Source organism: Amycolatopsis sp. NPDC024027, from assembly GCF_040638975.1.
GTDB lineage: Bacteria > Actinomycetota > Actinomycetes > Mycobacteriales > Pseudonocardiaceae > Amycolatopsis.
Window position 1 is genome coordinate 781,758 of the sequence record NZ_JBEZYY010000002.1, and the last position, 21,755, is coordinate 803,512.

The 21,755-nt window shown below is 71.6% G+C and carries 29 protein-coding genes; 15 read left to right on the plus strand and 14 right to left on the minus strand.

The genetic code is table 11. From position 1 onward, the window contains the following. Positions 1-51: 51 nt before the first annotated feature. Positions 52-1,353: an aspartate aminotransferase family protein gene (locus AB0F52_RS08615; protein ID WP_360166285.1), complete on the minus strand. Its 1,302-nt coding sequence runs from the start codon at positions 1,351-1,353 to the stop codon at positions 52-54. Between the two features lie 86 nt (positions 1,354-1,439). Here AB0F52_RS08615 and AB0F52_RS08620 point away from each other — a divergent pair, with 86 nt between their 5' ends. Further along, on the plus strand, positions 1,440-2,345 hold the full coding sequence (locus AB0F52_RS08620; RefSeq protein WP_360166288.1) for a LysR family transcriptional regulator: 906 nt from the start codon (positions 1,440-1,442) through the stop codon (positions 2,343-2,345). Here AB0F52_RS08620 and AB0F52_RS08625 read toward each other — a convergent pair. Together AB0F52_RS08625 and AB0F52_RS08630 are read right to left on the minus strand one after the other, a co-directional pair. Next, positions 2,323-2,790: a hydrogenase maturation protease gene (locus AB0F52_RS08625; RefSeq protein ID WP_360166291.1), complete on the minus strand. Its 468-nt coding sequence runs from the start codon at positions 2,788-2,790 to the stop codon at positions 2,323-2,325. The two genes, AB0F52_RS08620 and AB0F52_RS08625, sit on opposite strands and share 23 nt — an antisense overlap. A 118-nt stretch (positions 2,791-2,908) precedes the next feature. After that, entirely contained in the window at positions 2,909-3,952 is a 1,044-nt protein-coding gene (locus AB0F52_RS08630) for a tetratricopeptide repeat protein (RefSeq protein WP_360166294.1), read from the minus strand. 178 nt (positions 3,953-4,130) lie between these two features. On the opposite strand from AB0F52_RS08630, the gene AB0F52_RS08635 reads away from it, so the two are divergent. Together AB0F52_RS08635 and AB0F52_RS08640 are read left to right on the plus strand one after the other, a co-directional pair. Beyond that, on the plus strand, positions 4,131-4,802 hold the full coding sequence (locus AB0F52_RS08635; protein ID WP_360166297.1) for an HNH endonuclease family protein: 672 nt from the start codon (positions 4,131-4,133) through the stop codon (positions 4,800-4,802). A 9-nt stretch (positions 4,803-4,811) separates the two neighbouring features. After that, entirely contained in the window at positions 4,812-5,450 is a 639-nt protein-coding gene (locus AB0F52_RS08640; RefSeq protein WP_360166300.1) for an alpha/beta hydrolase, read from the plus strand. Between the two features lie 91 nt (positions 5,451-5,541). On the opposite strand, the gene AB0F52_RS08645 is transcribed toward AB0F52_RS08640, so the two are convergent. Both AB0F52_RS08645 and AB0F52_RS08650 read right to left on the minus strand, forming a co-directional pair. Beyond that, positions 5,542-6,180, minus strand: coding sequence for a nitroreductase family protein (locus tag AB0F52_RS08645; RefSeq protein ID WP_103341704.1), 639 nt, complete (start codon positions 6,178-6,180; stop codon positions 5,542-5,544). Positions 6,181-6,198: 18 nt separating this feature from the next. After that, complete coding sequence (locus tag AB0F52_RS08650; protein WP_360166305.1) at positions 6,199-7,176, minus strand: aldo/keto reductase; 978 nt, start codon at positions 7,174-7,176, stop codon at positions 6,199-6,201. 48 nt (positions 7,177-7,224) lie between these two features. Here AB0F52_RS08650 and AB0F52_RS08655 point away from each other — a divergent pair, with 48 nt between their 5' ends. Continuing rightward, a complete protein-coding gene (locus AB0F52_RS08655; protein WP_360166668.1) occupies positions 7,225-7,704 on the plus strand; it encodes a MarR family transcriptional regulator in 480 nt (159 codons plus the stop codon). Positions 7,705-7,733: 29 nt separating this feature from the next. On the opposite strand, the gene AB0F52_RS08660 is transcribed toward AB0F52_RS08655, so the two are convergent. From AB0F52_RS08660 to AB0F52_RS08670, 3 genes are all read right to left on the minus strand, one after another. Further along, positions 7,734-8,153, minus strand: a complete 420-nt coding sequence (locus AB0F52_RS08660) for an ATP-binding protein (protein WP_360166308.1) — start codon at positions 8,151-8,153, stop codon at positions 7,734-7,736. A 63-nt stretch (positions 8,154-8,216) separates the two neighbouring features. Then, on the minus strand, positions 8,217-8,996 hold the full coding sequence (locus AB0F52_RS08665; protein WP_360166311.1) for a SigB/SigF/SigG family RNA polymerase sigma factor: 780 nt from the start codon (positions 8,994-8,996) through the stop codon (positions 8,217-8,219). Continuing rightward, positions 8,993-9,409 carry an anti-sigma factor gene (locus AB0F52_RS08670; RefSeq protein WP_360166314.1) on the minus strand — a complete coding sequence of 139 codons (417 nt, stop codon included), beginning with the start codon at positions 9,407-9,409 and terminating at the stop codon, positions 8,993-8,995. Before AB0F52_RS08670 ends, AB0F52_RS08665 begins: the two co-directional genes overlap by 4 nt. 164 nt (positions 9,410-9,573) lie before the next feature. On the opposite strand from AB0F52_RS08670, the gene AB0F52_RS08675 reads away from it, so the two are divergent. From AB0F52_RS08675 to AB0F52_RS08685, 3 genes are all read left to right on the plus strand, one after another. Next, a complete protein-coding gene (locus AB0F52_RS08675) occupies positions 9,574-9,882 on the plus strand; it encodes a WhiB family transcriptional regulator (RefSeq protein ID WP_103341709.1) in 309 nt (102 codons plus the stop codon). Between the two features lie 218 nt (positions 9,883-10,100). Then, the gene (locus AB0F52_RS08680) at positions 10,101-10,454 is read left to right on the plus strand and encodes an STAS domain-containing protein (RefSeq protein ID WP_003078104.1); all 354 of its coding nucleotides are present in this window, start codon (positions 10,101-10,103) and stop codon (positions 10,452-10,454) included. Between the two features lie 57 nt (positions 10,455-10,511). Then, positions 10,512-11,300 carry a metal-dependent hydrolase gene (locus tag AB0F52_RS08685; protein ID WP_360166671.1) on the plus strand — a complete coding sequence of 263 codons (789 nt, stop codon included), beginning with the start codon at positions 10,512-10,514 and terminating at the stop codon, positions 11,298-11,300. On the opposite strand, the gene AB0F52_RS08690 is transcribed toward AB0F52_RS08685, so the two are convergent. Further along, the gene (locus AB0F52_RS08690) at positions 11,263-12,036 is read right to left on the minus strand and encodes a nuclear transport factor 2 family protein (RefSeq protein ID WP_360166319.1); all 774 of its coding nucleotides are present in this window, start codon (positions 12,034-12,036) and stop codon (positions 11,263-11,265) included. The two genes, AB0F52_RS08685 and AB0F52_RS08690, sit on opposite strands and share 38 nt — an antisense overlap. Before the next feature lie 95 nt (positions 12,037-12,131). Between AB0F52_RS08690 and AB0F52_RS08695 the strand changes: the two genes are divergently transcribed. The 3 genes from AB0F52_RS08695 to AB0F52_RS08705 all read left to right on the plus strand — a co-directional run bounded on the left by AB0F52_RS08695 (position 12,132) and on the right by AB0F52_RS08705 (position 13,806). Further along, a complete protein-coding gene (locus AB0F52_RS08695; RefSeq protein ID WP_360166322.1) occupies positions 12,132-12,704 on the plus strand; it encodes a TetR/AcrR family transcriptional regulator in 573 nt (190 codons plus the stop codon). A 263-nt stretch (positions 12,705-12,967) separates the two neighbouring features. Continuing rightward, positions 12,968-13,300 (plus strand): hypothetical protein, encoded by a 333-nt coding sequence (locus AB0F52_RS08700; RefSeq protein ID WP_360166325.1) that lies wholly within the window; start codon positions 12,968-12,970, stop codon positions 13,298-13,300. A gap of 38 nt (positions 13,301-13,338) precedes the next feature. Continuing rightward, positions 13,339-13,806, plus strand: a complete 468-nt coding sequence (locus tag AB0F52_RS08705; protein ID WP_360166328.1) for a hypothetical protein — start codon at positions 13,339-13,341, stop codon at positions 13,804-13,806. Here AB0F52_RS08705 and AB0F52_RS08710 read toward each other — a convergent pair. Continuing rightward, complete coding sequence (locus AB0F52_RS08710; RefSeq protein ID WP_360166331.1) at positions 13,803-15,443, minus strand: ABC transporter permease; 1,641 nt, start codon at positions 15,441-15,443, stop codon at positions 13,803-13,805. The two genes, AB0F52_RS08705 and AB0F52_RS08710, sit on opposite strands and share 4 nt — an antisense overlap. After that, a complete protein-coding gene (locus AB0F52_RS08715) occupies positions 15,440-16,336 on the minus strand; it encodes an ABC transporter ATP-binding protein (protein WP_360166334.1) in 897 nt (298 codons plus the stop codon). Before AB0F52_RS08715 ends, AB0F52_RS08710 begins: the two co-directional genes overlap by 4 nt. 94 nt (positions 16,337-16,430) lie before the next feature. On the opposite strand from AB0F52_RS08715, the gene AB0F52_RS08720 reads away from it, so the two are divergent. Beyond that, positions 16,431-16,919: a MarR family transcriptional regulator gene (locus AB0F52_RS08720; RefSeq protein ID WP_360166337.1), complete on the plus strand. Its 489-nt coding sequence runs from the start codon at positions 16,431-16,433 to the stop codon at positions 16,917-16,919. On the opposite strand, the gene AB0F52_RS08725 is transcribed toward AB0F52_RS08720, so the two are convergent. Then, the gene (locus AB0F52_RS08725) at positions 16,916-17,479 is read right to left on the minus strand and encodes a helix-turn-helix domain-containing protein (protein ID WP_360166340.1); all 564 of its coding nucleotides are present in this window, start codon (positions 17,477-17,479) and stop codon (positions 16,916-16,918) included. The genes AB0F52_RS08720 and AB0F52_RS08725 overlap by 4 nt on opposite strands. Before the next feature lie 84 nt (positions 17,480-17,563). On the opposite strand from AB0F52_RS08725, the gene AB0F52_RS08730 reads away from it, so the two are divergent. From AB0F52_RS08730 to AB0F52_RS08745, 4 genes are all read left to right on the plus strand, one after another. After that, positions 17,564-18,172, plus strand: a complete 609-nt coding sequence (locus tag AB0F52_RS08730; protein ID WP_360166343.1) for an NAD(P)-binding oxidoreductase — start codon at positions 17,564-17,566, stop codon at positions 18,170-18,172. 65 nt (positions 18,173-18,237) lie between these two features. After that, positions 18,238-18,903 carry an SGNH/GDSL hydrolase family protein gene (locus tag AB0F52_RS08735; protein WP_360166346.1) on the plus strand — a complete coding sequence of 222 codons (666 nt, stop codon included), beginning with the start codon at positions 18,238-18,240 and terminating at the stop codon, positions 18,901-18,903. 417 nt (positions 18,904-19,320) lie between these two features. Then, positions 19,321-19,926, plus strand: coding sequence for a sigma-70 family RNA polymerase sigma factor (locus AB0F52_RS08740; protein WP_360166349.1), 606 nt, complete (start codon positions 19,321-19,323; stop codon positions 19,924-19,926). Next, the gene (locus AB0F52_RS08745) at positions 19,923-20,402 is read left to right on the plus strand and encodes a hypothetical protein (RefSeq protein ID WP_086843812.1); all 480 of its coding nucleotides are present in this window, start codon (positions 19,923-19,925) and stop codon (positions 20,400-20,402) included. Before AB0F52_RS08740 ends, AB0F52_RS08745 begins: the two co-directional genes overlap by 4 nt. On the opposite strand, the gene AB0F52_RS08750 is transcribed toward AB0F52_RS08745, so the two are convergent. Further along, a complete protein-coding gene (locus AB0F52_RS08750) occupies positions 20,399-21,148 on the minus strand; it encodes a polysaccharide deacetylase family protein (RefSeq protein WP_360166674.1) in 750 nt (249 codons plus the stop codon). The genes AB0F52_RS08745 and AB0F52_RS08750 overlap by 4 nt on opposite strands. 114 nt (positions 21,149-21,262) lie before the next feature. Further along, positions 21,263-21,712, minus strand: a complete 450-nt coding sequence (locus AB0F52_RS08755; RefSeq protein ID WP_360166352.1) for an SRPBCC family protein — start codon at positions 21,710-21,712, stop codon at positions 21,263-21,265. Between the last annotated feature and the right edge of the window lie 43 nt (positions 21,713-21,755).

Sequence of the window (21,755 nt, forward strand, 5' to 3'; positions counted from 1 at the left end):
GTGAAACGGCCTCCTTGCCGGCTCCCCGGGCCGGCAAGGAGGCCTTTCGCGTCAAAGCAGCTTCACCGCGTCACCGATCGCCTGGTCCAAAATCGACAGACCCAGCGCGATCTCCTCTTCGGACGCCGTCAGCGGCGGAGCGATCCGGAACACCCCGCCCATCCCCGGCAGCTGCACGATGTTCATGTGCAGCCCCAGTTCGAGGCAGCGTTGCGTGACGCGCGCCCCCAGCTCGTCCGAACTCTGCTTGGTTTCGCGGTCCACCACCAGTTCCAGGCCGGCCAGCAGGCCGCGGCCGCGGATGTCGCCGACCACCTCGTGGCGGCCCGCGATCTCCTCCAGGCCCTGGCGCAGCGACGCGCCCAGCGAGAGCGCCCGCGCGTCGAGGCGGTCGCGGGTCAGCACGTCCAGCACCGTGTTGCCGACCGCCGCCGGGAGCGGGTCCGATACGTGCGTCGTGAAGAACAAGAACCCTCGGTCGTGGGCCTCCTGCTCGATGGCGACGCTCGTCAGCACCGCGGCCAGCGGCAGGCCGGCGCCGAGCGTCTTCGACAGCGTCAGGATGTCGGGGACGATGCCGTCGCGCTCGAACGCGTACCAGTTCCCCGTGCGGCACAACCCCGTCTGGGCTTCGTCGAGGATCAGCAGCATTCCGCGCTCTCGGCACTTCTCGGCCAGCGCGGCGAAGTAGCCCGGCGGCGGCTCGATGATGCCGCCCGAACTCAAGATCGGCTCCACCAGGCACGCCGCCAGGCTGCCGACCGACTGCGCGTCGATCATCTCGAACGCGAAGTCCAGCTGACGACGCCAATCCAGCGAACCGGAGGCGTCGGTGAAGTCCGGCCGGTACGCGTTGGGCGCCGGGATGGCGAACTGGCCCGGCGCGGCCGGGCCGTAGCCACGGCGGCCCGCGCTGTAGGTCGCGCTCGCCGCGCCCTGGGTCATGCCGTGCCACGACCGCGCGAACGAGACGATCTCGTGCTTGCCCGTGACCAGCTTGGCCATCCGGAGCGCGGCCTCGTTCGACTCGGCGCCCGTGGTCAGCAGCAGGGCCTTCTCCAGCGGCGCCGGCAGCGTCTCGGCGAGCCGCCGGGCCAGGTCGACGACCGGGCGGCTCAGCATGCCGCTGAACAGGTGGTCGAGCTTCCCGGCCTGCCGCCGGACGGTCTCGACGATCTCCGGGTGGGCGTGGCCGAGGATCGCGCTCATCTGGCCGGACGTGAAGTCGAGGATCCGGCGGCCGTCTTCGGTGAAGACGAAACTGCCTTCGGCGTGGTCGATGATCTCGTGGGTGAAGGCGCCGCCGTAGCGGACGAGGTGCCGGTCGACGTCGGACCAGAAGGATTCAGCCATGGATCGACGGTAAGTCCGCGACGAGCGACACGTCCATCTCACAATTCCGGCTTTCTTGTTCGGTTTTGCCGAACAACAATGGCGGGATGCTGAACCCGTGGCGCCTGCGGCTGCTGAGCCGCCTCGACACCCTGGGCACGGTCCGCGCGGTGGCGCAGGACGCCAACCTGAGCGCGTCCAGCGTGTCGCAGCAGCTGGCCGTGCTCGAAGCCGAAACCCGCACCCAGCTGCTGGAACGCACCGGCCGCCGGGTCCGCCTCACGCCGGCCGGGCTGATGCTGGCCCGGCGGGCGCGGGTGATCCTCGACCACATGGACACGGTCGAGGCGGAGCTGCGCAGCCTCGGCGAGGAGCCGGCCGGCCTGGTCCGGCTCGGGGCGTTCCAGAGCGCGATCCACACCCTGGCCGTCCCGGCGGTGACCCGGCTGGCGCACCCGCACCTCGAGGTCCAGCTGCTGGAGCTGGAACCGCACGAAAGCATCCCGGCCCTGCGCGGCGGCGACGCCGACGTCATCATCACCACGACCGACTTCGTCGAGCTCCCGCTGGGCCCCGACCTCGACATCGTCCCGCTGGCGACGGACCCGATCGTGCTGGTGACGCCGCCGGAGGCACCCCGCGGCCCGGCGGTCCTGTCGGCCTACGCGGACGCGTCATGGGCGCTGGACATGCCGCAGTCGTACATGGCGAACCTGACGCTGCGGCTGTGCCGCGAATCGGGCTTCGAGCCGCGGGTGGTGTGCCGGTTCAGCAACTACCTGATGACGCTGCAGCACGTCGAGGCCGGCCTGTCGATCGCGCTGCTGCCCGGGCTGGCGGTCGACCCCCGCTACCGCGTGGCGACCCGCGAGCTGGCGACCCCGGTGACCCGCTCGATCGTGGCGGCGGTCCGCCGGGGGACACCGCTGCGCGCGGGCGTGAACGTGGTGCTGGACGCGCTGCGGCAGCCGCCGGACCTGCCGGAGTGGGTCACACTTCGGTCTTCTCCCTGACCGGCAGTTCCGGGCTCGCGCCCCACGCCAGTTCGGTGACCACCCGCACCGCGGCCGGAACCGCGGCCCCGACCGCGGGGGACAGCCCGATCCCGCCGTCGACGCACGCCGGTTCGCAGCCCAGGACCAAGACCCGGCCCGCGTCGCCGCCCAAGAGGCGGAGGAGGCGGACGACCGCGTCGCCGGGCAGGTCGTGCGCGTCGGTCGCCTCCGTCAGGGACAGCGTGCCCGGTGGGCCGCCGTGCGGGGTCGCGTCGAGCAGGATCGTCGTGTCGTAGCCGCCGGTCAGGTCGTACGCCAGGTGGACCGTGGCGATGTCGTAGTCGGCGATCTGCACCCACGGGGGCAGGCCCGCCCGGTCCAGTTCCCTGATCACTTCGACACCGAAGCCGTCGTCGTGCAGGAAGACGTTGCCGATACTCGCGACCAGGACACGTGGCCTCATGCGCGACCTCCAGGGGTGCGCTCTCAGGCTAGAACTGTGAAATGGATCACACAATAGCTGTGTCATTCGGGGCTTCGCCCCGGCCGGGGGCTCCGCCACCCGGACCCCCGCAAGACGGTCAGTGTTGGTGCTCCCGCTCGTCCTGCACGGTCTCCGCCCGGGCCAGCCATAGTTCGGCCTCGTGGGCGGCACCGCGCGCCCGCAGCATGCGCGCCAGGCTCAGCATGCCCTGGACGTCGCCCGTCTCGGCGGCCCGGCGGAACCACTGCTCGGCCGTCGCCAGGTCCTCGCGGTGCTCGGCGAGGTGGCCGAGGTTGGTGAGCGCCGGGATGCTGCCGTGCTCGGCGGCCTTGCGGTACCAAGCAGCGGCCTCTCCCTCGTCGCCGCGGTTGCGGGCCAGCACGCCCAGGTTGGTCATCGCCGCCGGGTCGCCGCGCTCGGCGGCGTCGAGGTACCACGTCTCGGCCTCTTCGACGTCGCCGCGGCGGTGCAGCAGCAGCCCGAGCCGGGTGATCGCCTCGACGTGCCCGCCGCTCGCGCCCCGGCGGTACCACGATTCGGCGTCGCCCGGCCGGCCGAGCCGTTCGGCCTGCCTGCCGAGCTGGCAGGTGGCCGCGAGGTCGCCGGCCTGCACGGCGGACCGCCACCAGCGGGCCGCCTCGGCGGCCTGGCCGCGGTCGCGCAGCACGACGCCCAAGTCGATCATCGCGCCGGTGAAGCCCGCTTCGGCGGCCTGGCGGAGCCACGCCTCGGCCTCTTCGCCCTTCCCGTCTTCACGCAGCAGACGTCCGAGCGCGGCCATCGACGGCAGGTCGCCGGTCCGGGCCGCCTCGCCGTACCAGTGCCGGGCGTCGTCGCGCTTGCCGCGCCGCTCGCAGGACTTGGCGAGGTGCTGCATCCCGTGCGGCTCGCCGGCCAGGGCGGCCTCGTGGTACCAGCGTTCGGCCTCCTCCTGCGCGCCGCGCTCGGCGAGGAGGTGGGCCAGCGCCGTCATCGAAACGCGGTCGCCGCCCATGGCGGCCCTGCGGTACCACGACTCGGCTTCGGGCAGCTCTCCACGCTCGCGCATCGCCGCGCCCATCCGGGCCATGGCGACGACGTTGCCGCCTTCCGCGGCTTTGCGTTGGAAGAACTCGTCGAACTTCTTGAGCCGGCCGGGCATCGGCTGCTCCCTCCGGATGGGTCCTGCTCCGGTAGTCGCAGATGATCGGCTCCGTGTGACAGCTCCGCTGTGGGTGGGCGAGGTCACATTCGCGCCAGGTCGTCGTGTCGGCGCGGTTGTCCCGCGTCGGCAGAGGTGACACTACGCCGCGCGACCGCGCAGGTGAGAGGAGAAAATCGTGGCGGCCCGGAGCTTTCGCCTGAGCGTGACGCAGCGAACCCTGCTGGTAGTCGCGATCTTGGCCGTCGCGCTCTTCGGGTACTGGGCGACGAGAGGCGCGGGCGCGGCCCCGCCGACGTCGGGTGCGCCGGTGCCGGTGAGCGCGGCCGACGCGCAGAAGCAGCTCGACGAGCTGGCCATCGCCGCGCGGACGTCCATGGACGGCTATTCGCGCGAGAAGTTCCCCCACTGGGACAGCCAGGGATCCGGCTGCGACACCCGCGAAGTCGTCCTCAAGCGCGACGGCAAGGACGTCCAGACCGACAAGGACTGCAGGCCGACGTCCGGGACCTGGACCAGCGTCTACGACGAGGAGACCTGGACGAAGGCCACCGACGTCGACATCGACCACATGGTCCCGCTCGGACAGGCGTGGGCGAGCGGCGCGAAGTCGTGGACGACCGAGAAGCGCGAGCAGTTCGCCAACGACCTCACCCGGCCGCAGCTGTTCGCCGTCACCGACAACCTCAACCAGCAGAAGAGCGACAAGGCGCCCGACCAGTGGAAGCCGCCGCTGGTGGCGTTCTGGTGCACCTACGCGACCGACTGGATCGTCGTGAAGCACTACTACGGGCTCACCGTCACGCAGGGCGAGAAAACCGCCTTGACCGACATGTTGCGTCGCTGCTGAGCTGGGCGTGTGACGACTTTCGCGCTGATCCACGGAGGCGGCGGCAGCGGCTGGGACTTCCACCTGCTCGTGCCGGAGCTGGCCGCCCGCGGGCACGACGCGGTCGCCCCTGACCTGCCGATCACCGACTCCTCGGCCGGGCTGGCCGAGTTCACCGAGACGGTGCTGGACGCGCTGGGCGACCGCACGGACGTCGCCGTCGTCGGCCATTCGTACGGCGGGTTCACCGCGCCGCTGGTCGCGGCGAAGGTCCGGGCGCGGCTGTTGGTGTACCTGGCCGGGATGATCCCGGCGCCGGGGGAGCCGCCGGGCCGGTGGTGGGGCAACACGGGCTTCGAGTCGCCGAAGGGCCTGACCGAGACCGAGCAGTTCTTCAACGGCGTCCCGGCGGCGCTCGCCGAGGCGTGCCAGGCGCACGGGCGCGAGCAGGTGAGCAAGGAGTGGGACGAGCCGTGGCCGCTGCCGGCCCACCCGGACGTCCCGACCAAGGTGCTCCTCGCCCGCGACGACCGGTTCTTCGTCCCGGACTTCCAGCGGCGGGTCGCGCGGGAGCGCCTCGGGCTCGAGCCGGACGAGCTCGACGGCCCGCACTGCGTGCCGCTCAGCCACCCGGGCGCGGTGGCCGACCGCCTGGTGAGCTACCTCTGATCGGTGTTTCGCGCTGACGGCCATCGCCGCCGGCAGCCGCCTGCCCGCGCCCGGCTCGCGGCCTGCCGGATCCCGGCCGCGGCAGACCTGGTTACCAGCGGTCGAGGTGCAGGACCTCCTCGAGCGGCTGCCGCGCGGCCGGCTTGAACGTGTCGCCCGTGTAGAACGCCGTCGGGATCAGCGCCGCCTGGTGGACGTTCTTCGGCAGGCCCAGCACCTCCGCCGCCTCCTGCTCGTACTTCAGGTGCAGCGTCGTCCACGCCGTGCCCAGCGTCACCGAGCGGGCCGCCAGCATGTAGCTCCACACCGCCGGCAGCAGCGACGCCCACAGCCCCGCCTGGTTCCCGGCCGGCAGCTCGGAGGACGGCGTCTCCAGGCAGGGGACCACCAGCACCGGGACGTCACCCATCCGGTCGGCCAGGTACGCGACGCTGTCGCCGACGCGCTGCTGGACCGGCGCCCGGCCCGGGTCGTCGGCGAACAGCTTGCCCGCGGCGTTCGGGGACGCCAGGTACTCCTCGCACGCCCGGCGGTAGATCTCGCCGAGCGCCGCCCGCTGGTCGGCGTCGGTGACGAGCAGCCACTGCCACCGCTGGGTGTTCGAACCGCTCGGCGCCTGGAGCGCGACCTGAACACAGTGCTTGACCAGGTCGAGCGGCACCGGGCGCTCGAGGTCGAGGCGCTTGCGGACGGTCCTCGTGGTGGTCAGGAGCTCTTCGGGCGTCATCATCGGCCCATCATGCCGGGCTCACCAGCGGTCGTGCACCAGCGGCCGGATGAGCTCGTCGTAGGTTTCGCGGACGCCGGCGGCCGCCTCGGCCGGCAGCGGCGGGAGCGCGGCCGCCGCGGTGTTCGCCGCCGCCTGCCCGGCGTTGCGGGCGCCCGGGATCACCGTGCTGACGCCCGGCTGGTCGATGATCCAGCGCAGCGCGAACTGGGCGAGCGTCTGACCGGACGGCACGAGCCCGCGCAGCCGCTCGACGGCCTCCAGCCCGACCTCGTACGGCACGCCGGAGAACGTCTCGCCGACGTCGAACGCGTCGCCGTGGCGGTTGTAGTTGCGGTGGTCGTTCTCGGCGAACGTCGTCTGCGCGGTGTAGCGCCCGGACAGCAGGCCGGAGGCCAGCGGCACCCGCGCGATGATCCCGGCGCCCGCCTCCGCCGCCGCGGGCAGCACGCGCTCGAGCGGCTTGAGCCGCAGGCAGTTGAGGATGATCTGCACCGAGGCGACGTTCGGCCGCGCCAACGCCGTCAGGGCCTCTTCGCAGGTCTCGACGCTCACGCCGTACGCCTTGATGCGGCCTTCGCCGACCATCGCGTCGAGGGCGTCGTACACCGCGTCGGAGGAGTACACCGGCGTCGGCGGGCAGTGCAGCTGGACCAGGTCGAGCGTGTCGACGCCGAGGTTGCGGCGCGACCGGTCGTTCCACTCGCGGAAGTTCGCGGCGACGTAGTTCTCCGGCACCTGCTCGACCCGGCGGCCCATCTTGGTCGCCACGAAGACGTCCCCGCGCTCGGCGAGGAACCGGCCGACCAGCCGCTCGCTGCGGCCGTCGCCGTAGACGTCGGCGGTGTCGAAGAAGGTGACACCGTTGTCGGCCGCCGCGTGCAGCACGGCCAGCGCGTCGTTCTCGTCGACCTCGCCCCAGTCCGCCCCGAGCTGCCAGCAGCCGAGCCCGACGACGGACACCTCACGGCCCAGGCGGGCGATCTTCCGGTTCTCCATGTCGCGATCCAAGCACACGGCCGGCGCCTATGATCGGCCGTCATGGCCATGATTTCGGGTCCGGAGGGGCTGGGGACCCGGATGCGGCACGTCCTCGAGATCCTCGACGGCGACGTCGCGCGCTTCCTCGCCGACCTCGGCCTCGACGACTACCGGCCGCGCTACTCGCCGGTGGTGCGGGCGCTGCTCGCGCGGGGCCCGCTGGCCATCCGCGAACTCGCCGAAGAGATGCGCGTGACGCACTCGGCGGCCAGCCAGACCGTCGCGCAGATGCACCGGGCCGGCTTCGTGAGCCTCGAACCGGGCGCCGACGCCCGGCAGCGGATCGTGTCGCTCACCGCGCGGACGCGCGAGCTGCTGCCGCTGATCGAGGCGGAGTGGACGGCGACGACCGAAGCGATGGAGGCCCTGGAAGCCGAGCTGCCGTACTCGCTGCGCGCCCTGCTGGACGCCATCGCCGAAGCCCTGGAGCGCAAGCCGTTCCGGCAGCGGATCGGCGAGACCGGCGCCGCGCGGGAACTGTGCTGATCAGGAGCGTTTGATCGAACGAGCGCCCGTCAGGTGTCCGGCAGCTGGAAGACCGCCCAGACGTACTTGCCGCCGGGACAGCGTTCGAAGCCCCAGTTCAGCGACAGCGCCTGCACCAGGACGAGGCCGCGGCTGCGCGCCTCGGCCGGGGACGGCGCCCGCAGCTCGGGCAGCATCCGGCCGGTGTCGTGCACCCGCAGCGTCAGCCGCCCGTCGGCACACTCCAGCTCGAGCCGCTGGGGCCGTTCGCCGTGCTCGAAGGCGTTGGTGACCAGCTCCGAGGTGGCCAGCAGGACGTCCTCGAGCTGCCGTTCGCCCACGCCGAGCCGGAGCAGCGCCGCCCGGACCTCGTGCCGGGCCAGCGCCGGCGCCGTCACGTCGGCGGGGAGGAGCACCCTCAGCGGGGCGACGGCCGTGTCCGTGCACGGCGGCGTCTTCGACCTCGTCATCCGGTCCCCCTCCCAGTGAGTTCGGTACCCGCCCGCGAAGTACCCAAGCGGATCAGCGGCTAATCAGGTGCCGTCGGCCAGCTCGGACTCGTCCAAGCCGGACCGCAGTTTCTTCAGCGTCGCGGCCAGCAGCCGCGACACCTGCATCTGGGACACCCCGACGCGGCGGGCGATGTCCGACTGGCTCATCCCCGAGCCGAACCGCAGCGCCACGATCTTGCGCTCCCGCTCCGGCAGGCTCTCCAGCATCGGGCGCAGCGCCTCGCGCAGCTCGGCCTGGCCGAGCTCGGCGTCCGGCGCCCCGAACCGCGTGTGCGCGGCGTTCTCCAGCAGGTGGTCCAGCGAGGCGCCGTAGCGGCCTTGGCCGGCGCGGAGTCCCTCGTAGACGTCCTCGACGGGCACCCCGACCCGCGCGGCGATCTCACTCGGCTTCGGGGCGCGCGAAAGCTGCACGGTGAGCTCTTCGCGCGCGGCGGAGATGTTCGCGTTCAGCTCCTTGAGCCGCCGCGGCACCCGCACCGACCAGCTGTTGTCCCGGAAGTGGTGGCGCAGCTCGCCGGAGATGGTGGGCACCGCGAACGCCAGGAAGTCCGTTCCCTGCGCGGGGTCGAACCGGTCGACGGCGTGGATGAGCCCGACCGTGGCGATCTGGACCAGGTCCTCCATCGCCTCGTCGCGGTTGCGGAACTTCCGGGCCAGGTTCCGCGCCAGCTCCAGGTGCGTGCGCACGAGGGTGTCGCGGATGCGTTCGCGCTCCGGCGAGTCCGCCGGCAGGGCGGCGAGTCGGGTGAACAGCGCGCCGACGTCGAGGTCGTCCCCGCTGCTCCCGGCGGGATCGCTCACGAGTCCGCCGCCTGGCTCTCCCGGACGAGGTCCACCCGCGACAGGTAGCGGCCGTTCTCCGGGGTGATCGTGCGCTCGGCCGTCGTCGCGAGGGCGGTCAGCAGCTGCCACGACAGGCCGGCGTCGTCCTCGTGGTCGGCGCTGTCGGCCAGCACTGACACGGAGACCTCGATGCGCGGCCCGTTCCAGGAGAAGACGCAGGTCAGCTTGCCGTCCGAGCTGGCGGGGAGCAGCAGCGAGCAAGCTTCGTCCACGGCCATCCGGAGGTCCTCGACGGCGTCGAGGTCGAAGTCCTGGCGCATCGCGATGTCGGCCACGATGGTCCGCAGCGTGGGCACGACGTGCGGTATCGCGGCTGTCCGCACCTCGATCACCTGCGCGCCTTCCGGGACGAGCGGGGCGTTGTCCTCCACGTTTGTTCCTTTCTCCGCACTCGCGCTGCCGGGGATCGGCGGTGTCTGCCACGCCCGGTCAGCGAGATGCCCGTGGTGTGAGCAAACCAAACCCGGGTTTGATCCGCTCCACCGGCGGGCATGTAGCGCTCGACACGGGAGATCCGGGGAAAGGCGGGGACGACATGGCTGACGTGAGCCGGCTGCCCAACGTGGTTGCCGAAGAGTGGGAATGGCAGCTGCACGGCTCGTGCCGGGGTGCGGACAGCAGCCTCTTCTTCCACACGGACAACGAGCGGGGTTCGGCGCGAGAGCGGCGGGAAGCGCGGGCCAAGGCCATCTGCCAGGCATGCCCGGTGCTGGCCCAGTGCCGCAAGCACGCGATGACCGTACAGGAGCCCTACGGCATCTGGGGCGGCCTCGGGGAGATCGAACGGCGGCAGCTCTTCCTGCGTCAGCGCAGGGCGGCGCGGAAGACGATGAGTGCGCACTGAGCAGAGCGCTGAGCAGGCAGGATTTGATCCCCGGTGAGCAGTACACGCGAAAGGGCGGCGGCCGTGGCGGGCGCGGTCGCTTCCTGGGTTAGGGTTGGCCCCGGAGTTGCCTTGACCGTGCCGGGCGAGAGCTTTGGAAAGGCACGGTGACACGGTTGCCGCTTGAGACAGCAGGCGCGTACCCGGCGCAGGAGCAGCGCCTGACGAGGAGAAACTGCATGCCCGCAGCCGACCAGAACGCCACCCCGCCCGGGTTCGGCATCACGCTGGACACCGACGCGACGGAACCCCGGGTGGTGGTCACCGGCGAGCTCGACCTGCTGACCAGTCCGCAGCTGCAAGAGGCCCTGGCGGGGCTGATCGCGGACAAGCGCGCGCAGCGGGTCGTGGCCGATCTGACCGGGGTGACCTTCTTCGATTCCTCCGCGCTGAACGTGGTGCTCCGCGCACAACGCCAGGCCGGCGAGCAGGACGTCGAACTCGCGGTCGTCCCCAGCCCCGCGGTGAGCCGCGTGATCGAGCTCACCGGCGTGGCCGAACACCTGAGCGTGTCGGAGGACCCCCAAGCCTGACCGCCCGCTACGGTTCCGCGGACCGATTTCGTTCGCGGACCTGGGGGCGGCACGATGATGGGGCGGACACATGCCCTGACCGGCTGGTGCGCGGGCTTGGCCCTGGCGCCCGCGGTGGGGGCGGGTTCGGTGCACCAGGCCGTCGTCTTCGCGGCGACCACGGCAGGCTTCGCCCTGCTGCCGGACCTCGACCATCCCGGAGCGAGCGCGTCCCGCCTCCTCGGCTGGCTGACCGGCGCGTTGTCGTGGCTGCTGCGCCGCGTCTCGGCCGGGTTCTACGCGCTGACGAAGGGCCCGCGGGACGAGAACGTCTCCGGCAAGCACCGCCACCTCTCCCACACGGTCCTGTTCGCGGTCGGCCTGGGCCTGCTGACGTCGTGGGGCACCACCGAAGGCGGCCCCTGGGCCGTGGTGGGCGTGGTCGTCTTCGGGCTGATGCTGGCCGAAGGCGCCCTGGGCGACTGGCTGCTCCCGGTGAGCGGAGCCGCGGTGGCGTGGTGGTTCTTCACGGCTCCGCCCGATCGAGCGGGTGAGCTGGCGTCCATTTCGGGCTGGCTCGGGATCGCGGTCGCGGCCGGGTGCCTGACCCACTGCCTGGGTGACGCGTTGACGGAGGCCGGGTGCCCGTTCCTGTTCCCGATCCCGATCGCCGGCGAGACGTGGTACGAGATCCGGCCGCCGCGGGTGTTGCGCTTCCGGACCGGCAAGAAGGTCGAGAAGCGGTTGATCTTCCCGGTGTTCGCGCTGCTCGGGGTGCTGCTCGTGCCCGGGGTCTGGGAGCACACGGTGAGCACCTTCGAGCGGCTGTTCATCCCGCCGTCGAGCCAGCAGGCGACCACGCCTTGATCCGTTCGGCGGCCGCGGCGGTGTCGGTGTAGTCGCGCGAGTGGGTGATCAGGCCGTCCCGGATGGTCAGGACCATGACGTAGGAGGCGGCGAACGTCGTCCCGCGGACTTCCTGGTGCAGGTCGAACTCCGCCACCAGCACCGCGGGGTCGGCCGTCTCGTGGACCACGACGTTGTCGGCCTTGGTGATCCGCCGTGACCCGGCGGCCGCGCGGAACCGGCGGCGCAGTTCTTCGCGCCCCTTCGTCATCCGTGGCATGCCCGGCAGCGTGAACGGCATTTCGAGGGTGACGTCCTCGGCGTAGAGGTCGGCGAGGTCGTCCCAGCGGTTCTCCACCGAGGCGGCGAGGAACCGGTCGAACACCGAACGCGTGAACTTGGAAGCCGCCGAAGTGTTGGGGTAGTCGCGGTACGACGTGATTTCGCCGTCCACAACGGTCACGAGGCCCACCGACGACGGGAACTCGCCCGCCGGACCGGAGACCACCACCTCCACCACGAAGCCCGAGTCCGCCGGGGTCGTCGTGACCTGTGCCTTCGTCAGCCCGACCGCCCGCGCCCGGGCACCTCCGGCCGTCAGCGTCGCCACCACCGCGTCGCGGCCTTCGATCCGCTGGCCCAGGAACGGCACCTCGTACACCGCGTCGGCGGCGAAGAGGCCGGCGAACGGCGTGGCGTCCAAGGTGGACATCCCCGAGCGGACCAGGGCGGCGATTTCGGACACGGTGCGCGGCATCGGAATTCTCCTGGAAGACTGGACGTTGAATCGGAACGGTGGGCCCGCTTAGGACGATACGGAGCACTCGCTCCGGTTGTCAACGAGGAGACGTGATGGAGAAGATGCGCGCCGACGCGCGGCGCAACCGCGCCAAGGTGCTGGCCGCCGCCGAGGAGGCCTTCGCCCTCGACGGCCTCGCCGTGCCGCTCGACGACATCGCGCGGCTCGCCGGGGTCGGCGCCGGCACCGTCTACCGGCACTTCCCCAGCAAGGAAGCCCTGTTCCAGGCCGTCGTCCTCGAACGGATCCAGCAGTTCGCCGAGGAAGCCCGCGCGCTCGCCACCGCCGAGGACCCCGGCGAGGTCTTCGTCGACTACTTCGTCCGCGTCATCAAGCAGGCGTCCCTCAACCGGGCCATCTGCGACGCCCTCGCCGAGTCCGGCGGGCACGCCTTCAAGGCCGGTGCGGGCGACGAGTTCCGCGCCGCGCTGGCCGGACTGCTCGCCCGCGCGCAGGCCGCCGGCGCCGTCCGCCCCGACATCGACGGCGACGACCTGCGGGCGCTCATCGTCGGCTGCCTCGCCGTCGAGCGGTACGCGCCGGGGAGTGCGCACCTGGTTCGCGTGGTCATCGACGGCCTGCGGGCGTCAGATCGCGCAGCTTCCGCAGCGGCGACCACACCATGATCGCCGCCGAGGACTCGGCGGCTGCGAGCCCTGGGCGATGGTGGATCCGGTCCCCTCCACGTGTCTCCGCAGGCCGAGCGCGCGCTGTGGTCCCGGGTTCCGCGATCCGCAGCAACAAGATCGTCGCGCCAAGCCGGCACATGCGCGTGATCGACGCAAGAAAATTCAATCTTGTCCGCTCCAGGTGCACATCGGGTAACACGACGTAAGATCAACGCGAGTTAGTCCTCGTACCTGCGCTGCGCGTGGCGAGGGGGTGCCGGATGACCAGCCGACCTACTTGGGGCTCCGCCGCGGTCACCGGCCTCGCGGGCTTCGCCACCGGATTGCTGGTGGCCGCCACGCTCGTCGCCGGGCGGCCTGCTCCGCGCACCGCCGAGACCACCGAACCACCGCCGACCCGGACCGTTTCCGCGGTGCCCGTCACGGTCACCGAGTCCGCGCCGCCGACCACCGTCACGTCGGTCGAGACGCCGCCGGCGACGACCACCACCAGCGTCGTCGAGGTCACCGTGCCGCCGGCGACCTCGGCCACCTCCGGCACGCCGACCTCGACTTCGCCCGCGTTGCCGCTGACGTCCCTCTGGCGCGACTGACGGTGCAACCCGGCGGCCGCCGGTGCCGTCTGGTCGGCATGCGTTACGTACTGGGGTTCGCGATGCTCGCCGCCGTGGCGGCCGGTTGTACCGGGCCGGAGGTCGCCTGTACGGCGATCGGTGTCCCGGTCGGCATCAGCCTTTCGATCCCGTCGCCGAACGGCATCTCGAAAGCGACGCTCGAAGCCTGCTGGCGCGGCCAGTGCGTCACCCGCGACGTCGTCCTCTCCCCGGAGACGTCGGCGGGCACGACGACCTGCACGGGCACCGGCCCGGACAGCTCGTGCGGCACGTCGATGGTCCCGACCGGCGGGCTGCACGGCTTCGCGGACCTCCCGGGCCTGCCCGCCGAACCGGTCAAGGTCACCGTCCGGTTCGACGACGGGAAACCGCACACCATCGAGGTGACCCCGGCCTTCGTCGAGGCGAACGGGCCCGGCTGCGGGAAGGACGGGCCGCAGGCGCAGCTCGTGGCCGGTGCCGGCCACGAGCTGCGGGTGCGTTAGCCGACGTCCCGGCGTTTCCAGCCCGCCAGGCCGGCCACCGAGGCGACGACGGCCACCCCCAAGAGCCAGGCGAGCGGTGTCGCGGTGAACGCCTGGCCCGGGATCTTCGGCGGGTGCTGGAACGGTGAGACGTCCAGCACCGCCTGCGGCAGGTCGAGGACCGGGCCGAACAGGCTGAGCAGCAGCGCCAGCGCACCGACGGCCCACGCCGCGGCCGAAAAGCCCGGCAGGAGCCCGAAGATCGCCACCGCGAGCGCGACGACCACCCAGGCCGCGGGCAGCTGGACCAGCATCCCGGCGAGGGTGTCCGCGAGCGAGCCGCCGACGTCGCCGGTGCGCAGCCCGTTGGCCAGGCCCATGAACACCCCGCCGGACAGCAGCAGCGCCGCCGTGCCGAAGAAGGCGAACACCAGGTGGCTGCCCGCCCAGCGCAGCCGCCCGACGCTGGTGGCCAGCACCGGCTCGAGCCGGATCGCGGTCTCCTCGCCGCGCATCCGCAGCACCGCCTGGACGCCGTACAGCGACGCGACCATGGCGAACATCCCGGCCATCGCGGCGAGGAACGCCTGCGTCAGCGCCTGGCTGCCGCCCAGCCGCGCCATGATCTGCTGGGCCTGCGGGCTCGAGCCGACCAGGCCGCCGATGCCGCTGGCGATCGAGCCGAACACCGCGCCGACCACGGCCGTGCCGATGGTCCAGCCGAGCAGCGGGCCCCGGTGCAGCCGCCAGGCCAGCGCGAACGGCGACCGCAGGCTCGCCGCGCCGCGAGCCGGCCCCGGTCGCGGCGGCAGGAACCCGACGCCGACGTCGCGGCGGGGCAGCAGCCAGTACCCGATCCCGCCGACGACGAGCGCGAAGACCACCGGCAGCAGGAGCACCCACCAGCGCTCCCCGGCGAACGCCCGGACCTGCTGCACCCAGCCGATCGGCGACAGCCAGGACAGCCAGCGGGCGTCCACAGTGGAGTCCCCGGCCCCGCGGAGCAGGAACGCGGCGCCGACCACGGCGGTCCCGATGCCGTTGGCGGTCCGGGAGTACTCGGCCAGCTGGACGGCGACCGCCGCGACCGCGGTGAACACCAGTCCCACCAGCGCTTCGGAGGCACCGAAGGCCAGCGAACCGGCCGCGGGCAGGCCGGCGCCGATCATCGTGCCCGCCTGGATCAGCCCGGTCAGCACGCTCGCCCCGCCGGCTACCAGCAGCGCCGCCGTCAGCGCCGCGTACCGGCCGACCACCGCGGACGCGAGCAGCTCCGCGCGGCCCGTGTCCTCCTCGGCGCGGGTGTGCCGGGTGACCGTGAAGACCACCATCAGCCCGGTGAGCAGCGCCAGGAAGCCGCACATGCGCCAGGCGATGAACCCGCCGGCCGTGGTGAGGTCGAACGGCGGGCCGTAGAGCAGCGCGTAGGACGGGTTGGCGTTCGCGCCCGCCTGCAGGGAGAGCCGGTCGGCGACGGTCGGGTAGAACTGCGTGAACGTCTTGACCGTGCTCGCCGGGACGACGCTGAGCAGCACGATCCAGATCGGCAGGATGACGCGGTCGCGGCGCAGCGCGAGCCGGGTGAGGTGCCCGGTGCCGGCCAGTTCGTGGGCGGGCGCCTCGGGTTCGGCGCCGGCGCGGGAGAGCGTCGCGGTCATTTCGCGCTCGCTTCGGTCGTGTAGTGGCGCAGGAACAGCTCCTCCAGCGTGGGCGGCTGGCTGACCAGGCTGCGCACGCCGACCTCGGTGAGCTGCCGCAGCGCTTCGTCGAGGGAGCGCGTCTCGACGTCGAAGCGGACGCGGTTGCCGTCGACCTTGAGGTCGTGGATGTTGGCCAGCCGGGTGAGCCCGTTCGGCGGCCCGGCGAGTTCGGCGGTGATCGATGTCCGGGTCAGGTGCCGCAGCTCGGCCAGCGTGCCGGACTCGACCGTGCGGCCGTTGCGGATGATGCTCACCTTGTCGCACAGCGCCTCGACCTCGGCGAGGATGTGGCTGGAGAGCAGCACGGTCCGGCCCTGCTCGCGCTCCTCCTGGATGGCGTACTGGAACGTCGCCTCCATCAGCGGGTCGAGGCCGGACGTCGGTTCGTCGAGGATCAGCAGGTCGACGCGGGAGGCGAGCGCGGCGACGATGGCGACCTTCTGCCGGTTGCCCTTCGAGTACGTCCGCCCCTTCTTCTTCGGGTCGAGGTCGAAGCGCTCGATGAGCTCGGCCCGGCGCTTCTCGTCCAGGCCGCCGCGCAGGCGCCCGAGCAGGTCGATCACCTCGCCGCCGGAGAGGTTGGGCCAGAGGTTGACGTCGCCGGGCACGTAGGCCAGGCGGCGGTGCAGGCTCGCGGCGTCCTTCCATGGGTCGCCGCCGAGCAGCCGGACGTCCCCCGAGTCCGCGTGGAGGAGGCCGAGCAGGACCCGGACGGTGGTCGACTTCCCGGCGCCGTTGGGGCCGAGGAAGCCGTGCACCTCCCCAGCGGGCACCTGCAGGTCGAGGCCGTCGAGGGCCTTCGTCCGGCCGAACGACTTGTGCAGGTCGATGACCGAAATGGCGTTTTCCATGGTTCGGAAGCTACACTTGCTTCACGAAGTTGTGAAGTTAAGAAAATGTCTAGATCGAGTGATCACAGGGGGACGGGTACGGGAGGATGGGCCGATGACGACGCCTGACACGAAGCGAGATGAAGACGCCGTCCGCCGGTACGTCGAGAGCCTCGGGCTCGTGCTTTCGCAGATCGGCATGCAGCGCATGCCCGCGCGGGTGTTCGCCGCGCTGATGACCACCGACGAAGGCCGCCTGACCGCCGCCGACCTCGCCTCGCAGCTGCAGGTCAGCCCGGCCGCCGTCTCCGGCGCGGTGCGCTACCTCGAGCAGATCGGCCTGGTCGCCAAGGAGCGCGAGCCCGGCGAGCGCCGCGACCACTACCGTCTCTACGACGACCTCTGGTACGCCACGTTCATGAAGCGCGACCGCATGATCATCATGTGGCGCGACGCGGCCGAGAACGGCATCGACGCCCTGGGCGCGGACACCCCTTCGGGTAAGCGGCTGGCCGAGATGCGGGACTTCCTGTCGTTCATGCTGGGAGAGCTCAACAACATGTACGAGCGCTGGCACCAGCTCCGTGAAGAGAAGAACGCCTAAAGCCCGGCGAGCAGGACGTCGGCGAGCTGCTCGGCGTGGTCGGCCGGCTCGGTCTCCTCGAAAGTGGCCAGGAAAGCCTGCTGGAAGCACGCGCCGAGGAGCAGGGCCGCGGCCGCCTCGACGTCGGTGCCCGCCTTGATCCGGCCCAGGGCCTGCTCGGCGCGCAGGTAGTTCGCGACCCCCTGCACGGGCAAGTGGGGACCGTGCCCGCGCAGCCGCTCCCGATGGGAGCGCAGCAGTTCCCGTGACGAGAACATCGAGACGGCGATCGGGAAGCTGTCGACGTAGAACGCCAGGCCGAGCCGGGCCACGCGGACGAGGTTGTCCCGCAGCGGCGCCCGGCCGGGGTCCGCGGTCAGTTCGGCCAAGGTGGCGCCCAGCGCGGGCAGTTCTTCGGCCAGCACGCTGCGGAACAGGTCGGTCTTGTCGCGGAAGTGCTTGTAGAGCATCGCTTCCGAGTAACCCGCGGTCCGCGCGATGACCTTGGTCGTCGCGTGGGCGTAGCCCTGCTCGCGCATCACCTTCGCGGCCGCGGCGACGATCTCTTCGCGGCTTCCCATGGTTGCTCCCTGAGTGCGTTCTCAGCGTGGTTAGTGAACACTCACCCTACCTGGTGAGTGTTCACTAACCGAGGAGGAGACAGCATGAAGATCACCGTTCTGGGGGCGACCGGCGGCGTCGGCGGGGAGGTCGTCAAGCAGGCGCTGGACCGCGGCTGGGACGTCACGGCCATCGTGCGCGACCCGGCCAAGCTGCAGCTGCCCGCCCGGGTCGTGGTCGCCGGGTTCCAGGACCACGACGAGCTGGCGGCCGCCGTCGAGGGCCGGGACGCGGTGATTTCGGCGGTCGGTTCCCGCGACCGCGGGCCGACCACGGTCTGCGTGGACGGTGCCCGCGCGGCGATCGGGGCCGGGGCGAAGCGCCTGCTGGTCGTCAGCGCCAGCGGCATGCACACCGAGGGGGACGGCTTCTTCACGCGCTCACTCGTGAAACCGCTGCTCAACACCTTCCTCAAGCACGGCTGGGCGGACATGCTCGCGATGGAGGCCGTGGTCGAAGCCAGCGACCTGGACTGGACGATCGTCCGGCCGCCGATGCTGCTCGACGGGCCGCGCACGGGCAAGGTCGCGAGCCGGCTCGACGGCAACGTCCGCACGTTCACCATCCGGCGCGCCGACGTCGCCGCGTACCTGCTCGACGCCGTGGCGGACCCCACCCTGATCAGGCAGAAGGTTTCGATCGCCCACGGATAACCGCCGCCTTCCTCCCCGCCGCCACCCGCAACGGAGGCGCTTCGCGCCGCTGTTCTAATTCCGGCATGGTGCTCCTCGCTCAGGCTCTGTACGTCAAGCGCAAGACCCCGCGGCTCCCGGGCGCGGCCGGACCGACGGAAGGACTCGTCCCGGGTCACGGCGAGCCCTTCCGGCTCGCCGTGCTCGGGGAATCCACGGTGGACGGGGTCGGCGCGGCGGATCACGAGGAAGCGCTCACCGGCTGCCTCGCCCGCGAGCTGGTCCGCGACGGCCGGGCGGTGCGCTGGCAGGCGGTCGGCCGGACCGGCGCCAACGCCCGGGTGGTCCGCGCCGAGCTCCTCCCGCTGGTCCGTCCGGCCGATCTGGTCGTGATCGCCCTCGGCGTCAACGACACCATCGAGCTCCGGACGGCCGCGGGCTACCGCCGTGACCTCCTGCGCCTGGTCCTCGACCTGCGCCGGCGACTCGGCCCGGTCGACGTCCTGCTGGCCGGGGTGCCGCCGATGGCCCGCTTCCCGGCCCTGCCGCGCCCGCTGCGTGACGTCCTATCGGCCCGTTCGACCGCTCTCGACCACGCGGCCGCGGCGCTCGAGAGGATCCCCGGCGTCCGGCACCTCCCGATGGATCCCGCCCTGCTCGACCCGGCCGCCTTCGCGAGCGACCGGTTCCACCCGGGGCCCGCCGGCTACGCCCGCTGGGCCGGAACGCTGGCACACGCCGTGATCAGTTAGCCGCTCTGCGTCGATTCTCAAAAAAATTCGCCGGTTCCGGTATCTGGCGGTGCCCCCACTGCGTCCTGTGGAGCAGCCAAGCACGGAGGAACACGACAGGGGGTGTCGCGTTCGGAGTGAGCGCGGTGGCCGGGAGCCGAGGGGGCTGCCGGACACCGTCGGCCGGGTGCCCTTCGGGGGAGGGGACATCCGGCGGGGCCCGTTGGGGAGCGGGCCCTTGAGGGAGGGGAGTACCGGTCGGTGCGTGCCACGCGTGCCGGCCGGTACCTCCCGCAACCGTCCTTGACCGGTAGTGCACGACCGACGAAGTAAGTGACCTTGATGCATCCGAGATCCACCTGCACGCTCCTTCCCCCCGAAGGACCCGCGATACTGCCATTGCCGACTCGAAGACTCTTCCGAAGAGGGGCAGATACGGTGACCGACGTGCAAACCACAGAGGTAGACCCGCCTTGGGAGGGCCTGACCGGCGCCGAACTGCACGCTGCGTGCATGCAGGCCGCCAGAGACGGTGACCGCCGGGCGATGGCCCGCCTCGTCGAAGAGCTGACCCCGCTCGTCTGGCACGTCGCCCGGGCCAACGGGCTCGACCGCGCGGTCGCCGAAGACGTCGTCCAGACCGTCTGGCTCGCGCTGTTCAGCCAGCTCGGCAAGCTCCGCGACCCCAAGGCCCTCGCCGCCTGGCTGATCACCACCACCCGCCGCGAGGCCACTCACCCGTTCGGCCGTCGCATGCAGCCGGTGCCGCTGAGCGACGAGGTCGCCGAGGCCATGCCGAGCACCCAACCGGCACCCGAAGACGAAGCCATCCGCGCCGACCGCGACCGCCGGGTCTGGCGCGCCTTCGTCCGGCTGCCCCACCGCTGTCAGGAACTGCTCCGGCTGACCGTGCTCGCGGGTCGGGCGGAGTACCAGCTCGTCGCCGAGGCGCTGCGCATGCCGCGCGGCAGTGTCGGCCCGACCAGGGGTCGCTGCCTCGACCAGATGCGAGATCTCCTCGTCAGTGAAGGGGGAAGCCGATGAACGACCTCGGGGCACCGGGGGGCCAAGCCTCCTTCGGTGACGACGTACTGCTGGCCGACATCGGCCGGTTTCTCGACGAGCTGGACCCGCCACCGGGTGACCTGGTGCAGCGGGTCCAATTCGCGCTCGCCCTCGAAGACCTCGACGTCGAGGTCGCCCGCTGGGAGCGGCTGGACAACCTCGCCGGGGTCCGCGGTGGCGGCACCGGCACGATCACGTTCACGGTCAGCGACCTGACGGTGATGATCAACCTGACCAAGATGGGCAAGCTGCACCGCATCGACGGCTGGCTGGTCCCGGCCGGCCAGTACGGCGTCGAGGTCCGTGTCGCCGAGCACGGCACGTCGTCCACGACGGCCGACGAAGGCGGCCGGTTCGTGCTGGACAACGTGCCGCGCGGGACGACGCAGATCCTCGTGCACCTCGGTGACGTGTCGTGCCGCCGGACCGTCGTGACGCCGACGGTCGTGCTTTAACCCAGGAAGTCGGCCAGGGGGACGGGCGTGAGCCCGTCCTTCTTGGCCCGCTCCACGAACGCCGTGTAGTCCTCTTTGAAGGTCTTCCGGAAGTGCATCAGCACGATGTCACCCGGCTTGAGCTTGTCGCCGGACTGGAACTGGACGACCCCGTCGTTGACAGCGGCCGTCCACAGCACCGAGGCGCGCATCCCGCAGGCGGCCGCCGCGCGCAGCGTGTTCTGGTCGTAGTTGCCGAACGGCGGCCGGAACAGCGACGGGCGCACGCCGAGGTCGCGCTGGAAGTCGTCGGCGTCGTCGCAGATCTCCTTGCGCTGGAACTCGTACGGCTTGCCCTTGAGGTTCGGGTGGTCGACCGTGTGGTCGCCGAGCGTGGCGCCGGTGGCGTCGAGGATCTGCTTGAAGTAGGCCTCGTGGCCCTTCACGTACTTCTGGTTAAGGAACAGCACCGGGTGGGTCCCGTTCTGCTGCATCAGCTTCAGCGCGTCGGGGTCCTGCACCGCGCCGTCGTCCATGGTGAGGAAGACGTACGGCTTGTCGGTGGTGATCCGGCGGATCAGCGGGACCTGGCCGTTTTCGACCGGGGGCGCCTTCTGCTGGACCGTGCCGAACGGGTAGGGACCGGACGTCTTCACGTCGGGGTTCAGGCCTTGGGGTGCGGGGTTCGGCTGGCTCGTGCCGGACTCCCGCTGATCCGGCTCGTGGCCCGAACACCCGGTCAAGGCCAATGCCGCCGCGGCGACCACGGCTGTCAAGCGCTTCCGCACGCCTTCCCCCTTTCGTGTACTACCCGAAAGAGTGACGCGGGAGGGTGGGGAAACGTTGCGCCGGACGATCTTGTGTGGCCCGAGCCACCCAGCTCAGCGCCCGGTTTCGGCCGCCTTGACCAGCTTGGCCGAGAACAGCCGGATCACGATCCGGAGCGTGGCCGCCAGCGCGGGCCCGGTGCCCTTGACCGGTTCGGTGAACGAGCCGGTCCACCGCAGGTGCGTGCCGCCGCCGTCGGTCGGCGTGAACAGCACTTCGGCGCGGTAGTCCTTGATCGGCTTGCCGCCGGCGAAGGCGTAGACGTGCTTGCGGCCGGGCTCGTACTCGAGGGTCTCCTCGCGGATCAGCACCGGCCACAGCCCGACCTCGCGGACGGCGCCGACGCCGTCGGGTTCGGTGGTGCCGCGCCGCGCCCAGCGGGCCTGGACGATCAGTGGCCTTCCCCACTCCGCCCAGCGCGGGCCGTCCGCTTCGAGCGCGAACAGCGCCTCCGGCGGCGCGGTGCTCGTGCGGTTGACCTCGTACGAGTACTTGCGACCCACCGGAACCTCCCACGTTGTTGACAGACCGATAATTAATCGTCTT

Excerpts from the sequence above, each read along its gene's own strand:
- AB0F52_RS08630 (WP_360166294.1), bottom strand. The coding sequence starts at position 3,952 with ATGCCCGGCCGGCTCAAGAAGTTCGACGAGTTCTTCCAACGCAAAGCC.
- AB0F52_RS08745 (WP_086843812.1), top strand. The coding sequence starts at position 19,923 with ATGAACGACCTCGGGGCACCGGGGGGCCAAGCCTCCTTCGGTGACGAC.
- AB0F52_RS08735 (WP_360166346.1), top strand. The coding sequence starts at position 18,238 with ATGGTGCTCCTCGCTCAGGCTCTGTACGTCAAGCGCAAGACCCCGCGG.
- AB0F52_RS08675 (WP_103341709.1), top strand. The coding sequence starts at position 9,574 with ATGGCTGACGTGAGCCGGCTGCCCAACGTGGTTGCCGAAGAGTGGGAA.
- AB0F52_RS08695 (WP_360166322.1), top strand. The coding sequence starts at position 12,132 with ATGGAGAAGATGCGCGCCGACGCGCGGCGCAACCGCGCCAAGGTGCTG.
- AB0F52_RS08715 (WP_360166334.1), bottom strand. The coding sequence starts at position 16,336 with ATGGAAAACGCCATTTCGGTCATCGACCTGCACAAGTCGTTCGGCCGG.
- AB0F52_RS08680 (WP_003078104.1), top strand. The coding sequence starts at position 10,101 with ATGCCCGCAGCCGACCAGAACGCCACCCCGCCCGGGTTCGGCATCACG.
- AB0F52_RS08655 (WP_360166668.1), top strand. The coding sequence starts at position 7,225 with ATGATTTCGGGTCCGGAGGGGCTGGGGACCCGGATGCGGCACGTCCTC.
- AB0F52_RS08650 (WP_360166305.1), bottom strand. The coding sequence starts at position 7,176 with ATGGAGAACCGGAAGATCGCCCGCCTGGGCCGTGAGGTGTCCGTCGTC.
- AB0F52_RS08615 (WP_360166285.1), bottom strand. The coding sequence starts at position 1,353 with ATGGCTGAATCCTTCTGGTCCGACGTCGACCGGCACCTCGTCCGCTAC.
- AB0F52_RS08705 (WP_360166328.1), top strand. The coding sequence starts at position 13,339 with ATGCGTTACGTACTGGGGTTCGCGATGCTCGCCGCCGTGGCGGCCGGT.
- AB0F52_RS08725 (WP_360166340.1), bottom strand. The coding sequence starts at position 17,479 with ATGGGAAGCCGCGAAGAGATCGTCGCCGCGGCCGCGAAGGTGATGCGC.
- AB0F52_RS08730 (WP_360166343.1), top strand. The coding sequence starts at position 17,564 with ATGAAGATCACCGTTCTGGGGGCGACCGGCGGCGTCGGCGGGGAGGTC.
- AB0F52_RS08625 (WP_360166291.1), bottom strand. The coding sequence starts at position 2,790 with ATGAGGCCACGTGTCCTGGTCGCGAGTATCGGCAACGTCTTCCTGCAC.
- AB0F52_RS08720 (WP_360166337.1), top strand. The coding sequence starts at position 16,431 with ATGACGACGCCTGACACGAAGCGAGATGAAGACGCCGTCCGCCGGTAC.
- AB0F52_RS08660 (WP_360166308.1), bottom strand. The coding sequence starts at position 8,153 with ATGACGAGGTCGAAGACGCCGCCGTGCACGGACACGGCCGTCGCCCCG.
- AB0F52_RS08700 (WP_360166325.1), top strand. The coding sequence starts at position 12,968 with ATGACCAGCCGACCTACTTGGGGCTCCGCCGCGGTCACCGGCCTCGCG.
- AB0F52_RS08685 (WP_360166671.1), top strand. The coding sequence starts at position 10,512 with ATGGGGCGGACACATGCCCTGACCGGCTGGTGCGCGGGCTTGGCCCTG.
- AB0F52_RS08690 (WP_360166319.1), bottom strand. The coding sequence starts at position 12,036 with ATGCCGCGCACCGTGTCCGAAATCGCCGCCCTGGTCCGCTCGGGGATG.
- AB0F52_RS08710 (WP_360166331.1), bottom strand. The coding sequence starts at position 15,443 with ATGACCGCGACGCTCTCCCGCGCCGGCGCCGAACCCGAGGCGCCCGCC.
- AB0F52_RS08620 (WP_360166288.1), top strand. The coding sequence starts at position 1,440 with ATGCTGAACCCGTGGCGCCTGCGGCTGCTGAGCCGCCTCGACACCCTG.
- AB0F52_RS08645 (WP_103341704.1), bottom strand. The coding sequence starts at position 6,180 with ATGATGACGCCCGAAGAGCTCCTGACCACCACGAGGACCGTCCGCAAG.